Annotated in this window: 15 protein-coding genes and 1 tRNA gene; 4 read left to right on the forward strand and 12 right to left on the reverse strand. The window is 63.5% G+C overall.

Annotated elements, in window-relative coordinates; genetic code table 11:
* The 6 genes from ABX74_RS30150 to ABX74_RS06860 all read right to left on the reverse strand — a co-directional run.
* Positions 1-369 (reverse strand): hypothetical protein (locus tag ABX74_RS30150; RefSeq protein WP_189637311.1); only part of this gene is annotated, 369 nt, incomplete at its 3' end.
* Between the two features lie 274 nt (positions 370-643).
* Positions 644-719: transfer RNA gene (locus tag ABX74_RS06840), tRNA-Ala, on the reverse strand.
* A gap of 116 nt (positions 720-835) precedes the next feature.
* Positions 836-1570, reverse strand: coding sequence for a gephyrin-like molybdotransferase receptor GlpR (glpR, locus tag ABX74_RS06845; RefSeq protein WP_019744722.1), 735 nt, complete (start codon positions 1568-1570; stop codon positions 836-838).
* Between the two features lie 267 nt (positions 1571-1837).
* Positions 1838-2473, reverse strand: coding sequence for a GNAT family N-acetyltransferase (locus ABX74_RS06850; RefSeq protein WP_007727523.1), 636 nt, complete (start codon positions 2471-2473; stop codon positions 1838-1840).
* Between the two features lie 21 nt (positions 2474-2494).
* Complete coding sequence (gene glp, locus ABX74_RS06855) at positions 2495-3754, reverse strand: gephyrin-like molybdotransferase Glp (RefSeq protein ID WP_003946353.1); 1260 nt, start codon at positions 3752-3754, stop codon at positions 2495-2497.
* A gap of 125 nt (positions 3755-3879) precedes the next feature.
* The gene (locus ABX74_RS06860) at positions 3880-4791 is read right to left on the reverse strand and encodes a UTP--glucose-1-phosphate uridylyltransferase (RefSeq protein WP_019744725.1); all 912 of its coding nucleotides are present in this window, start codon (positions 4789-4791) and stop codon (positions 3880-3882) included.
* Positions 4792-4850: 59 nt separating this feature from the next.
* On the opposite strand from ABX74_RS06860, the gene ABX74_RS06865 reads away from it, so the two are divergent.
* The 4 genes from ABX74_RS06865 to mscL all read left to right on the forward strand — a co-directional run bounded on the left by ABX74_RS06865 (position 4851) and on the right by mscL (position 7198).
* On the forward strand, positions 4851-5429 hold the full coding sequence (locus ABX74_RS06865) for a 5-formyltetrahydrofolate cyclo-ligase (protein WP_046378977.1): 579 nt from the start codon (positions 4851-4853) through the stop codon (positions 5427-5429).
* 111 nt (positions 5430-5540) lie between these two features.
* Positions 5541-5852: an FmdB family zinc ribbon protein gene (locus ABX74_RS06870; RefSeq protein WP_003946378.1), complete on the forward strand. Its 312-nt coding sequence runs from the start codon at positions 5541-5543 to the stop codon at positions 5850-5852.
* A gap of 77 nt (positions 5853-5929) precedes the next feature.
* On the forward strand, positions 5930-6676 hold the full coding sequence (locus ABX74_RS06875; RefSeq protein WP_047888475.1) for an SAF domain-containing protein: 747 nt from the start codon (positions 5930-5932) through the stop codon (positions 6674-6676).
* Between the two features lie 99 nt (positions 6677-6775).
* Positions 6776-7198, forward strand: a complete 423-nt coding sequence (gene mscL, locus ABX74_RS06880; RefSeq protein ID WP_029255923.1) for a large conductance mechanosensitive channel protein MscL — start codon at positions 6776-6778, stop codon at positions 7196-7198.
* 60 nt (positions 7199-7258) lie between these two features.
* On the opposite strand, the gene ABX74_RS30315 is transcribed toward mscL, so the two are convergent.
* The 6 genes from ABX74_RS30315 to ABX74_RS06910 all read right to left on the reverse strand — a co-directional run bounded on the left by ABX74_RS30315 (position 7259) and on the right by ABX74_RS06910 (position 12598).
* Entirely contained in the window at positions 7259-7435 is a 177-nt protein-coding gene (locus tag ABX74_RS30315; protein WP_020908628.1) for a hypothetical protein, read from the reverse strand.
* Positions 7436-7441: 6 nt separating this feature from the next.
* The gene (locus tag ABX74_RS06885) at positions 7442-7939 is read right to left on the reverse strand and encodes a molybdenum cofactor biosynthesis protein B (protein ID WP_176720912.1); all 498 of its coding nucleotides are present in this window, start codon (positions 7937-7939) and stop codon (positions 7442-7444) included.
* Positions 7940-8019: 80 nt separating this feature from the next.
* Positions 8020-9558: a S1C family serine protease gene (locus ABX74_RS06890; RefSeq protein WP_223257850.1), complete on the reverse strand. Its 1539-nt coding sequence runs from the start codon at positions 9556-9558 to the stop codon at positions 8020-8022.
* 226 nt (positions 9559-9784) lie between these two features.
* A complete protein-coding gene (locus ABX74_RS06900) occupies positions 9785-11164 on the reverse strand; it encodes a sensor histidine kinase (RefSeq protein ID WP_020908630.1) in 1380 nt (459 codons plus the stop codon).
* A 65-nt stretch (positions 11165-11229) separates the two neighbouring features.
* On the reverse strand, positions 11230-11916 hold the full coding sequence (locus ABX74_RS06905) for a response regulator transcription factor (protein ID WP_003946387.1): 687 nt from the start codon (positions 11914-11916) through the stop codon (positions 11230-11232).
* A gap of 70 nt (positions 11917-11986) precedes the next feature.
* Positions 11987-12598 carry a trimeric intracellular cation channel family protein gene (locus ABX74_RS06910; RefSeq protein ID WP_003946409.1) on the reverse strand — a complete coding sequence of 204 codons (612 nt, stop codon included), beginning with the start codon at positions 12596-12598 and terminating at the stop codon, positions 11987-11989.
* Between the last annotated feature and the right edge of the window lie 12 nt (positions 12599-12610).

A 12610-nucleotide genomic window follows, 5' to 3' on the forward strand; every position in this document is an offset into this window, starting at 1 on the left:
CGCAGTCGTCGTGGGCTCAGTCGTCGTGGGCTCAGTCGTCGTCGTGGTTTCAGTCGTCGTGGTCGGCTCAGTCGTGGTCGGCGTCGGAATTACCGTTGTACCGCAGTTGTGATGGTGGCAATGCCAGCCGTAGTTGCCGTTGCCGTTGCCGTTGTTACCGCCACCGTTGTTGCCGTTGTTGCCGTTGTTGCCGTTGTTGCCGTTGTTATTGCCGTAGTTGCCGTTTCCGTTGCCATTGTTTCCACCGCCACTGTTGCCGCCAGGTTGGGCGGCGACGATGGCAGGGAAGACCGATACGGCAAGGACGCCGATACCCATCAGGCACATCACAGCAACAAGCATCATCGCTAGCCGTCGTGGCTGGCTCATCGACATTCCTCCCCGACACATACGTCCGACCTGCGGAAAACTGCGGCAGACTCATCGTGCCTATCGCACCGGACACACCCTCGTTACATTTCCGGCAAACATGTATCCGCCCAAGGATCATCCCTCACTTGGAAGCTCAACGGTCCGGATCAGCGGTCGCAATCGTATGAAACGGCGCACACTCGAGCTAAATCTTCACAATTCGGGCAGGCTCTGAAAATGCAGGAAAGGGCCGTTCAACTTTCGTTGAAAGACCCTTTTTGCTGGTACTTCTTGGTGGAGCTGAGGGGAATCGAACCCCTGACCTCTTCGATGCGAACGAAGCGCGCTACCAACTGCGCCACAGCCCCGTGCCACCGCCTCAGCGGTGCTCGGCAACTCTAACAGGAACGAATACTCCCGTTGGAATCACCCGACACGAACTTTCGGCCCGACAAGATCTGCCCAGAAGATCGACCGAGATAGGTCACTGACCGGACGCGCGACGCATCTCGGTGTGCCTGATCTCTTCTTCGTAGTGATCCAGGTGATCGAACGCCGGATCTTCGTCGTCGACCTCGAGGACAACCGCTCCTGGTCGGCGCAGTCGCGCCGGAATCAGGCGCAACTCTTCGTCGGTGTGCGATTCGACTCCGAGTCGCGATCGGTTGAGGCGTTCGGTACGACGGCGGCGAATCTCCTGCTCGATCCGAACCTGCCGACGTAGGTACGCCATGTACCCACCGAGGCCGCACACGGTCAGCACAAACAACCACCACACCATCGGCGAGATGATCAATGCGAGAGCGCCCGAGAGAATCGCGACGAATGCCAGGCCCAACAATGTCCGCTGACGGAATGCGTACCGCGCCTCCCGGGCGATGGCATCCGCCTCGGGGTCGAATCCGCCTCGGCCGCGCCGAACGGGAACAAATTCTCCGACCGGTGCACGACCGCCGGTGTAGTCGTCTTCTGCGTGAGTGTCCATCTGGTCCTCCGCGTCGTAGCTGCTGCGCACTGGTTCTGGTTGCCAGTTCGGATCGCTTCGATGTCCTGCTGCCGGCCCGCGCTGAACAGGGTTGCTGTCGCCGCGGTGGAGTACTCGAGTCGCGAGCGCCGCGTCACTCGTCTGCCGGATCCTGGGGCGCTTGTTGACAAGCATCGGCACCAGGACGAACAGCCACACGGCCACCAGCCCGATCCACACGAATGAGCTAGGCATGCCGCGGCCTCCTCCCGATCACCTACCAGCACCTATGCCAGCCGTTGACGAGTCAAGGTTAACGGCCGACGCCCTCGCATCGTTGCCGACGCGCCGAACCCCACCATACTCATGTGTCACACGCGTACCGAACTGAACTTCCGGTTCAGTCCCAAAAGTCTCAAGTTCTGGTTGAATCAAAAACCACATTTTTCCGGCCGAAAGTAGGACTACTCAGCGGTAACTGTCGTTTAGCTCGCGTTTCTCACGCTCGTGGCGCCGTATTGGTCACACCCACGAAGCGCGTCCGGACCGCACCAATCTGTCGACGACGGTGGTGGGTACTTCCTCGATGGTCATTCCGACCAGAAGATGATCACGCCATTGGCCGTCGACATCGAGATAGCGCTTGAGAAGACCTTCCTCCCGGAACCCAACATTTCGTAGGACTGCGCGACTCGATGCGTTCTCCGGCCGAACGGTCGCCTCCACTCGATGCAGACCGACCTTCGAGAATGCGTGATCGAGTGTGAGCGCCACGGCCGCTGTGGCTACGCCCCCACCGGTGACGTGCGAGGCGACCCAATAGCCCACCCAGGCGGACCGCAGAGCGCCGCGCACGACATTTCCGATGGTGACCTGCCCGCAGTACTTCCCGTCGAGTTCGATCACCAAGGGAAGGATCCGGCCCTTGCGCGCCTCGGAGCGAAGATTCCCGCACAGGGACGGCCAGACAGTGATGTGGTGGCGAGCATCCCAGGGCGACTCTCCGGTGGGCTCCCACGGCTCCAGGTGCTCGCGATCGCGAATGCGGAGGCGACTCCACACAGCAGCGTCACGGAGCTTCACGGGGCGGACGGTCACCACTCCCGCGGGCACTCGCAGTGGGCCGAGATCTTCCGGCCATCCTGGATGGACTGACATCACACCCCACTCGGGTCGGCGTTACCCACGTTGGGCGAGAAAAGCTACGTCGACTTCTTCACCGATGTGCACTTCGGTGACGTCTCGATCGACAAGAACCAAGCAATTGGCTTCCGCCAAGGTCGCGAGGAGATGTGAGGACGCACCGGGCGCACCCCCGAGTGCCTGCACCAGGTACTCCCCCGTCGCTTCGTCACGCATCAGCTGACCACGCAGGAAACCCTTGCGATCGGCAATCGACGTGATCGTTCCCACCGTGCGCGCCTTCACTACTCGCCGCATCGGTTGGCGGCGTCCGAGCGCGATTCTGATCAGCGGGCGAACCATGACTTCGAATACCACCAGTGCGCTGACCGGGTTGGACGGTAGGAGAAAGGTCGGAACCTCGTCTCGTCCCAGCTTGCCGAAGCCCTGCACTGATCCCGGATGCATGGCAACGCGCTCCACCTCGAGTGTCCCCAGGTCGGCAAGCGCCTCACGAACCTCGTCGGACGCTCCGCCGCCCACGGCACCGGCGATGACAACGATTTCCGAGCGAATCAGCTGTCCCTCGACTACTTCGCGAAGACGGCGCGAGTCGTTGCCTGCGATTCCCACACGGTTGACGTCGGCGCCGGCATCGCGCGCTGCGGCGGCGAGGGCATACGAATTGACGTCGTAGACCTGACCAGGCCCCGGCGTGCGATCCACGTCGACAAGTTCTCCACCGACGCTGATGACGGAGAGACGCGGACGCGGATGGACGAGCACTTTGTCGCGACCGACCGCGGCAAGCAAACCGACCTGCGCGGCTCCGATGATGGTGCCTGCCCGAACGGCCACGTCACCCGGCTGGACGTCGTCACCTGCACGGCGAACGTAATCGCCCGAACGCACCGGCTCGAAGATCCTGACGCGAGCGCGACCACCGTCGGTGTTTTCGAGCGGGAGCACGGCGTCGGCCAGCGTGGGCAGCGGCGCGCCCGTGTCGACTCGAACGGCCTGACGCGGTTGCAACCGGATCGGTTGGCGTGAGCCCGCCGTCACCTCGCCGACCACCGGCAAGCTGAGGTCCGTAGGCTCGCCGTCCTCGCCGCGGAGGTCGGCTCCAGCGCCGGCGACATCGACACTGCGAACCGCGTAACCGTCGATGGCAGCTTGATCGAATCCCGGCAATGGGCGTTCGGTCACCACTTCCTCGGCACACAGCAGTCCCTGCGCCTCCGAGATGGCGACCCGAACCGGACGGGGTGCCACTGCAGCAGCGGTAACCCTGGTCTGCTGCTCCTCAACCGACCGCATCTGGTCCGCGTCCTCCTGTGTCTGGAAATTCGGTGATATCCGTCAGCTCATGATGCCTTGCCTTCGAAAAGGGACAAGCACATTGATACTGCGTTATCGGGCGAGCAACCACCGTGGCGACACGCTCAGCGGTCGAGCCGATCCGCGAGCCACTTACGCAAGGACGGACCGTAATCGTCACTGTCGAGTGCCAGGTCAACCGAAGCGCGGAGGTACCCGCCGGGGTTGCCCAGGTCATGACGCGTTCCGCGGTGCACCACCACGTGAACCGGATGACCCTCGGAAATCAGGAGAGCGATGGCGTCGGTGAGTTGCAACTCACCGCCGGCTCCCGGCTTGATGCGGCGAAGTGCGTCGAAGATCGCACGATCGAGCAGATAGCGACCCGCAGCGGCAAAGGTCGACGGCGCGTCTTCCACAGCCGGCTTCTCGACCATGCCGACGACCTTGAGGACGTCGGGATTGACCGCGTCGGGAACGATCTCGACGTCGAAGACACCGTAAGCGCTCACTGCGTCCTTGGGAACGTCGATTGCACAGAGAACGGATCCGCCGCGCTTGGCCCGAACTCGCGCCATGATCTCCAGGACGCCACGCGGGAGTACGAGATCATCGGGCAGAAGGACCGCGATGGCATCTTCGTCGTCGTCGAGAACCGACTCGACGCAACCGACTGCGTGCCCGAGGCCGAGGGGCTGCTCCTGGATCACGGAATCGACTTCGAGCAAACCCGGCGCTTTGCGCACCTTTGCCAGGGCAGCAAGTTTTCCGCTCGCTTCCAGCTTGCTTTCGAGCACGAGATCCTCGACGAAGTGCGCAACCACTCCATCTTTGCCCGGGGACGTCACGATGACGAGCCGCTCGGCTCCCGAGTCCGCAGCTTCACCCGCCACCAGTTCGATACCCGGTGTGTCCACGACCGGCAGCAATTCTTTCGGAACCGTCTTGGTGGCAGGCAGGAAACGCGTACCAAGTCCGGCTGCGGGAACCACGGCCGTACGGAAGGCCCTCGTGCTGCTAGCGACAACGTCTGTCATGCCAACACCTTAGCCGCCGCTTGTTACCGCTCGGTCAGCACGACGAATATCGTTGCGGGGTGACACCTCAGACAAAAGCACAATGGCGACAAATCGCACTCGCAGCACGTGATGCAGTCTCCGAGCACACTCGAAATACGGAAACTGCGGCGTTGATCACGCACATACGTTCAGTGATTGTCGACGGCTCAACCGTCTGTGCGTACGTCCCCACCCGCACCGAACCAGGTTCCACCGACTTGCTCGACGCCGTTGCCGAGATCGCGCAGCGTGTACTACTTCCGATCACCGGAGAACCCGGACCGTTGTCCTGGGTTCAATACAGCGGTGCCGACGGTTTGCGCCCCGCGAAGTACGGCATTCGGGAGCCCGTCGGACCCGTCCTACCACCGGAAACCCTGTCCGACGTGGAATGCATGCTGATCCCTGCTCTCGCGGTGGATCTTCGTGGAACACGCCTCGGCCGCGGCGCAGGCTTCTACGACCGGACGCTCGGGTCGGTCGGACCGCAGACTCGGCTCGTGGCAATTGTCAGAGACTCCGAACTCGTCGAGATCTTGCCGGCCGACGACCACGACATTCCGATGGGCTGGGCATTGACGCCGAGCGGCGGCCTCACGCGGCTCCAGGGCGATTGATCTGCGGGAATAGATCCCTGATTAGCGCTGTTGGCACTGTCACTTGTAGAGTGCTAAAGGCTGCGGTGTAAATACGCGGCTGCTCGAACATCACAGTGCGGAGGAAGCCCGGTGCCCACCTACTCATACGCATGTACGGAATGTGACAACCGTTTCGACATCGTCCAGTCCTTCAGCGAAGATTCGCTGACGGTCTGCCCAGCTTGCTCAGGCAAGCTCCGCAAGCTGTTCAACTCTGTTGGCATCGTGTTCAAGGGCAGCGGCTTCTACCGCACCGACAGCCGCGGCGGCTCCGGGACTGCGAGCGAGCCCGCCAAGAGTGATTCGGCACCCGCTGCGAAGTCCGAGTCCAAGTCGGACTCCTCTTCGACATCGAGTTCGTCGACCAGCACGCCTGCGCCCGCGAAGGCTGCCGCAAGCTGATTTCCACAACCTCCGGGTTGTCCACAGTTTCACATCGTTAGGGCCGGAAGCACCGCTTCCGGCCCTAACGTGCATGAATGCCGTCAGCACGTTCTCGCTCGCCGAGGCGCTCCGATCCACTGCGCGCCCAGCTCGATCTCACCCCGAGCACCTTCGATCGCGTCGTCGAACTGACGCGCGGCACTCGGTTCCGCACGGCGACAGTCCGCAAGATCGCAGCCGTTGCCCTGGCAGCACTCGGCGTCGTTCTCTTCTTCCGAGGCGATCCCGCGACCGATACCGTCGCTGCAGTTGTCTCGAGTCGCGATCTCACTCCCGGACAGGTGATCGCGGATTCGGATGTCGAGATCCGAGAGATCGACTCGAAACAGCTTCCCGAAGGAGTTGTCTCCGATACCGACCTGGTAGTCGGGAGAACCGTTGCCGGCCCGATTCGCTCCGGAGAAACCGTCACCGACGTGCGCGTTCTCAGCCCACGGCTGGCCGGGTTGTCGGTAGGAACCGACGACGCCCGTATCGTCCCCGTTCGATTGGCCGATGCAGCCGTCGCGGACATGTTGCGCAGCGGGGATGTCGTCGACGTCCTGACCGTCGGCCCTGACACATCCCGCACTGACACATCCCGCCCCGACACACCCAACGAATCAATTGCCGACCAGGCCCCGCAGATTCTTGCGGCGGGAGCAGTAGTCGCGCTGGTCACCACGTCGGAAAGTACACGTAACCAGCAGGAACAGGTGATTCTGTTGGCTCTGCCGACACCGGCAGCCAACGTCGTTGCCGCGGCATCCCTGTCCAATGCGATCACCGTGACATTCCGCTGACCGCACAAAGCGTCCGAAGCTCCTCTAGGATTTTTCCAGTCGGTTCGGTATCAACGGACCATCTGGCACTTGCCATCGGAGACTCGAGGGGACACCGACATGCTCAAGGGATTCAAGGATTTCCTGCTTCGCGGAAACGTGCTCGACCTGGCCGTCGCAGTGGTCATCGGCGCAGCCTTCACCGCCATCGTCACGGCATTCACCAGCAACATCATCAACCCACTCGTCGCTTCGATCGGCGGCGGCAACGAATACGGGTGGGGCATTCAGCTGACGGGTGACACCGCTGAGACGTTCTTGAACTTCGGCGCCGTGGTCACCGCGATCATCAACTTCATCATCATCGCGGCGGTCGTCTACTTCGTGCTGATCGTTCCCGCGAATGCGGCAAAGAAGAAGTTCGTCTCCGAGCCTGAGGACAAGGAAGCCAGCGAAACCGATCTGCTCATCCAGATCCGCGACATCCTCTCCGCCAATGCCGGTGGCGCCGACACGGGAGCCCACGCCAAGACGCTCGAATAGGCAGCGCTCACAGAACAAATCAGGCCCTCGGACATTGTGTCCGAGGGCCTGATTTACTTCTCAACCGCCGTGGTGCGGGGGCCGCTGACTGCGCAGCCAGTCGTCGTCCGAGGATCGCGAGGAACCTTCAGGCCCCCGCTCGTCCGACGTCGTCTCGGGAAAGACGTCCCCGAAGATGTGCGCCAGGCGCTTCTTGTCGACTGGCGGCTTCTTCGGGGTATCTGGTTGCTCCGACAAGCTGACTCAGCCCTCGAGGCTGGACAGCTCGGCGATGACGTGACTCGCCAAAGCCGTCAGGGTTGCCATGCCGTCGCGAATTGCCGGCCTGGTCGACGCCAGATTGGCGACCACGGTGCTTCCCGAAACCCCGACGAGGCCGCGGGACAATCCTGCTTCGAGCGATCCGGCCGACAGACCGGAAGCGCGAAGTGCTTCGGCAATTCCCGGGATCTCGCGATCGAGAACCTCTGCGGTCACGTCGGGAGTGACGTCACGCGGGGATACCCCGGTACCGCCGACCGAGATCACGAGGTCGACGCCACCGATGACTGCGGTGTTGAGAGCGTTGCGGATCTCCACTTCGTCGGCGGCGACGGCGACCGTCGCATCGACGAGAAAACCCGCTTCGTTCAGCAGTTCCGTAACCAGTGGACCGATGGAGTCGGTGTTGTCGCCGTGGGCTGTGCGATCGTCGACGATGACGACCAGAGCGCGGCCGGCCGATGTGGCTTCGAGTTCCATGACACCTACCGTAGTGTCCGATCCCGACGCCGTTGCGATCTGGCCGAAGATCGGGTCGATCGTCTGCTGATCGCCGAACATCATCGGCCGCCCTGCGCTGCCGCGGTTCCCAACGTGACGTCGACGGTTTTGGTCTGCCCGCCGTCGCTGTACGTGATCGAGACCTTGTCGCCGGGAGCATGTGAACGCACTGCCGCGATCAGCGAATCACCATCTGCGACAACACGATCGTCAACCTTGGTGATGACTGCACCCTTCGGGATACCGGCCTTGGCGGCCGGCCCGTCAGCAGTGACATCCATGACGGTTGCGCCGTCGGCGTTGTCCTGCGACGGTACGGTCACGCCGATCATGGCTTGAGTCGCCTTGCCGGTCTTGATCAGTTCGTCGGCGACGCGGCGTGCCTGATCGATCGGGATGGCGAAACCGAGGCCGATGGAACCGCCCTGGGTACCCGACGACGCTCCGAGCGAGGCGATCGCCGTGTTGATGCCGATCAGCTGGCCGTCCATGTTGACGAGGGCGCCGCCGGAGTTGCCGGGGTTGATCGCTGCGTCGGTCTGCAGAGCGTCGATGACGGTGTTCTGGTTGCCGGACTCGCCGCTCGTGGACACCGGGCGATCGAGTGCGGAGATGATGCCTTCGGTGACCGTGCCGGCAAGGCCGAGCGGGGACCCGACGGCCACAACCTGCTGTCCGACCTGAACGTCGCCGGAGTTCCCGAGATCGATGGGGGTGAGGTCGTTGCGGCCGTCGACCTTGATGACGGCGATGTCCGAGACGGGATCGGCACCGACAAGGGTGGCCGAGGCCTTGGTTCCGTCGGAGAACGCGACGCGAAGTTGCGCTCCCTGAGCACCGGCAACGTGGTTGTTGGTCAGGATCAGACCGTCGGAGGACAGGATGACACCGGAACCCTCACCGCCCTGTCCCTGCGCGGTGGCCACCTCGATCTGCACGACGCTCGGCACCACCTTCGAGGCAACGGCCTGAACCGAGCCGGCGGGAGCATTGGACGTGTTGGTCGCAGTGGGCTTCGGGGCGTTCAGAGAGTTGGTGACCGTCGCGGTTCCACCGTTGCGGTCCGCGACGACGGCACCGACCACGCCACCGACACCACCACTGACCAGGACCAGGGCGAGAGCACCGGCAACCAGCGCCATGCGTCCCGACTTCGGCTTTGTGGTGGTCGAACCGGAGTTCGGCCCCTGTAGCGGTGCGGGGATCTGGTTGTGGCCGCCCGGGCCGTTCGGGCCGCCGGGGCCACCAGGGTTGGGTGCGCCGTACGGGGCGCTCTGCTGGTATGCGGCCTCATGGGCACCGTGCGGGTGGCCGAAAGCCTGCGTGGGCTGCTGCGGCGCCTGCCCGAAGGCTTCGGTGGGTCGGCCTTCAGCGGGTCGGGCTTCGGTGGGTCGGGCAAAGGATTCGGTCGGCTGGTAGGGCTGCTGAGGCGCCTGCCCCTGAGGCTGCTGAGGCTGCACTTGAGGTGCTTGCGGCTGCGATTGGGTGGTGGGCTCGCTGTTGGGCTGCACTTGAGGTGCTTGCGGCTGCGCTTGGGTGGTGGGCTCGCTGTTGGGCTGCTCGGGCCGGGTCGGCCCGACGTTACGGTCCTCGGTCATCGGCTCGCTTTCGTCTACGGTGACCACCGGACGGGCAGTCACAACTGTTCTGCCGACAATGCTGCCTTGCGCTGCTGAGAAGGCGCTGAGACGTGCCTGTCACTTTACCCAGAGTTCGACGTGAAAATCCGGTGTTGTCGGTTCGGCGCGAAAGACTCTCGGGCCGAACGCATTAACTCGTGACGACAGTCACCGAAGTACGGGACCAACGGGTCTACAGAACACGCTACTCGGCACTCGGCCCTGGTTCGCCGGGAAGCACGATACGAACAAGCGCTCCCCCACGATCGGATTCGTCGATCGCGATGGTGCCGCCGTGCTTGACGACGACCTGACGCACAATCGCAAGTCCCAGACCCGATCCCGGCATCGAACGTGCCGCGGTCGACCGGTAGAAACGATCGAACACCAACTCCCGATCCTCCTCCGGAATGCCGGGTCCCGCATCACTTACGGTCAATTCCAACAATCCTTGGCCGACCGGACGCATTTCGACGCGTACCTGTTCGCCCTTCGGACTCCATTTCGCAGCGTTGTCGAGGACGTTCAGCACCGCACGCGACAGGCCCGCTTGATCTCCGTAGACGTACCACGGAGTGGTGACCGCTTCGAACTCGATTTCGTTGCGCCTGCGCCGCGCTCGTTCGAGCGCACGCTCGACGACGTCGCTGACGTCTACGCGCTCGTACACGGTTTCGGGCGCGTCTTCGCGGGCCAGATCGACAAGGTCACCGACCAGAGTCGACAGTTCCTCGATCTGCGCGACGACGTCGGCACGAAGTTCCGCCATGTCCTCGTCGGGAATCTGCGGCGCACCGGGGCGACTGGACGCGATCAGCAATTCCATGTTGGTACGCAACGAAGTCAACGGTGTGCGCAACTCGTGTCCGGCGTCCGCAACGAGGCGCGACTGACGCTCACGAGACTCGGCGAGCGCCCGCAGCATCGTGTTGAAACTCTCTGTCAGGCGCGCTAATTCGTCGCTGCCGGTAACGGGGATCTGCGTCAGATCGTCGGTCCGTGCAACGCGTTCGGTGGCGGCAGTCAGCCTGGCGATGGGCCGTAAACCGGTGCGGCCCACGGTAGTACCCGCCACCGCAGCAAGTATGACGCCACACCCGCCGACCACGAAGAGCACCCAGGCCAGTCGGTCCAGTACTGCAACGGTCGGCGCGAGCCGCTGACCGATCACCAAAGTGCTTCCGTCATGGGTTCGTTGAGCAAGCACTCGCTGACCGTCGACGGTTCGCAGCGAAGAATCCGATTCGCCACGCGCTACGGCATCTTCGGCCTCGCCGATCGGCACGTCGGAACCGGGCGGCTGGTACGTGCTCAGGTCCGAGAAGATCAGGGCCACACTGATGTCGGTGGTGTACAGCGTCGCACCGGAGATGTAGCGAGGATCGAATCGCACGACATTGCTGTCGATGAGCACCGCCGCCCTGGTACGCAACTGGTGATCGACGTCCGCGTAGAGCGCACGCGAAACCACCGCGTACGCCGCGATCGCCATGACTGCGACGGCAATGGCCACCACCGACGCAGCGAGGAGCGTCACACGCCAACGCAATGACACCGAACGGGTCAGTGGCATCGGCGGGCGCATTTCGACGGACGCTTGGGTGGTGGAGGATTTCTTCGGTTCGGCGTTCTTGCCGAACGGAGCGGTGATCACGGAGGCGTCTCCCGCAGGACGTAGCCGACTCCGCGGACGGTGTGGATCAACCTCGGTTCGCCGTCGGCTTCCGTCTTGCGACGCAGGTAGCCGACGTACACCTCGAGCGCATTGCCGGACGTCGGGAAGTCGTACCCCCACACCTCTTCGAGAATGCGTCCACGGGTCAGCACGCGACGCGGGTTGGCCATGAGCATTTCGAGGAGGGAGAACTCGGTGCGGGTCAGGCTGATCGATCGTTCACCGCGCTTGACCTCACGGGTGACCGGGTCGAGTGTGAGGTCCTCGAACGCCATCATTTCGGAATCGGCGTCCAGATCGGGCGCGGTGCGACGCAGTAGTGCACGCAACCTGGCAAGCAACTCTTCCAAAGCGAAGGGCTTGGGCAGGTAGTCGTCCGCTCCGGCATCGAGGCCGGCAACTCTCTCGCTGACCGAATCGCGTGCGGTGAGCACGAGGATGGGCAGGTCGTCGCCGGCACTGCGAAGACGACGGCACACTTCGAGTCCGTCGAGTCGCGGCATCATGACGTCGAGCACGACGGCGTCCGGCCGGTTGGCGAGGATCTTCTCGAGTGCGTCGAGCCCGTCGACCGCGAGCTCGACCGTGTAGCCGTTGAAGCTGAGCGACCGCCGAAGCGACTCGCGAACCGCCCGGTCGTCGTCGACCACCAAAATACGCATACCGACAGTTTGGACTGAAGTGCTGAGATGCGGCTGAGAGGGTCCGATTCCGGCCTCCGGCGTGTCGCGGTCAGTCCCGGGTTCGCCTGGGCCCGGGCAGGCTCCAATGACGCCATAACGCAAGCAGTCTGAACACCGCGGCGAACGCCGTGCCGCACACCAGCGCGGCGTTGGTGGACAGTCCGGCTTGCGAGACTGTGACCACCAACGCAGCGCCGAGCAGTGCGGGAACCGCGTACAGGTCTTTGTGCAGGAGCAGCGGTACCTCGTTGACGAGGACGTCGCGGATCACTCCGCCGCCGATCGCCGCGGTCGCACCGATCAACGTCGCCGCCAGCGAACTGGCGTTGTTGTCCAGCGCGATGACGGCGCCGGTACTCGCGAACAAGCCCATCCCCAGGGCGTCGAGCGCCAGGATTTCACGACGCAGTCGATTGAGCGGCTCGTGTAGGTAGAACACGGCGAGTGAGGTGGCGGCGGCCGTTCCGAAGTACGGCCAACTGCTCAGCGAACTGGGCGGATGGACGCCGAGAAGGACGTCGCGGACGATACCGCCGCCGATGCCGGTGAACACACCCACCGAGCACACCCCGAAGATGTCGAGTCGCTTGGTGACGCCCACCAGGGCACCCGAGGCCGCGAACGCCACGATGCCCACCAGTTCGAGGATCCTCAGCAGCACCGGCCAAGGATC

It is taken from the genome of Rhodococcus sp. ARP2 (assembly GCF_001029585.1).
Lineage (GTDB): Bacteria > Actinomycetota > Actinomycetes > Mycobacteriales > Mycobacteriaceae > Rhodococcus_F > Rhodococcus_F erythropolis.

Bases quoted from the DNA above. Each gene is read 5' to 3' on its own strand.
- ABX74_RS06850 (WP_007727523.1), bottom strand. From the start codon at position 2,473: ATGTCAGTCCATCCAGGATGGCCGGAAGATCTCGGCCCACTGCGAGTG.
- glpR (WP_019744722.1), bottom strand. From the start codon at position 1,570: ATGCCTAGCTCATTCGTGTGGATCGGGCTGGTGGCCGTGTGGCTGTTC.
- ABX74_RS06875 (WP_047888475.1), top strand. From the start codon at position 5,930: ATGCCGTCAGCACGTTCTCGCTCGCCGAGGCGCTCCGATCCACTGCGC.
- ABX74_RS06860 (WP_019744725.1), bottom strand. From the start codon at position 4,791: ATGACAGACGTTGTCGCTAGCAGCACGAGGGCCTTCCGTACGGCCGTG.
- ABX74_RS06900 (WP_020908630.1), bottom strand. From the start codon at position 11,164: ATGCGCCCGCCGATGCCACTGACCCGTTCGGTGTCATTGCGTTGGCGT.
- mscL (WP_029255923.1), top strand. From the start codon at position 6,776: ATGCTCAAGGGATTCAAGGATTTCCTGCTTCGCGGAAACGTGCTCGAC.
- ABX74_RS06890 (WP_223257850.1), bottom strand. From the start codon at position 9,558: ATGACCGAGGACCGTAACGTCGGGCCGACCCGGCCCGAGCAGCCCAAC.
- ABX74_RS06905 (WP_003946387.1), bottom strand. From the start codon at position 11,916: ATGCGTATTTTGGTGGTCGACGACGACCGGGCGGTTCGCGAGTCGCTT.
- glp (WP_003946353.1), bottom strand. From the start codon at position 3,754: ATGCGGTCGGTTGAGGAGCAGCAGACCAGGGTTACCGCTGCTGCAGTG.
- ABX74_RS06885 (WP_176720912.1), bottom strand. From the start codon at position 7,939: ATGGAACTCGAAGCCACATCGGCCGGCCGCGCTCTGGTCGTCATCGTC.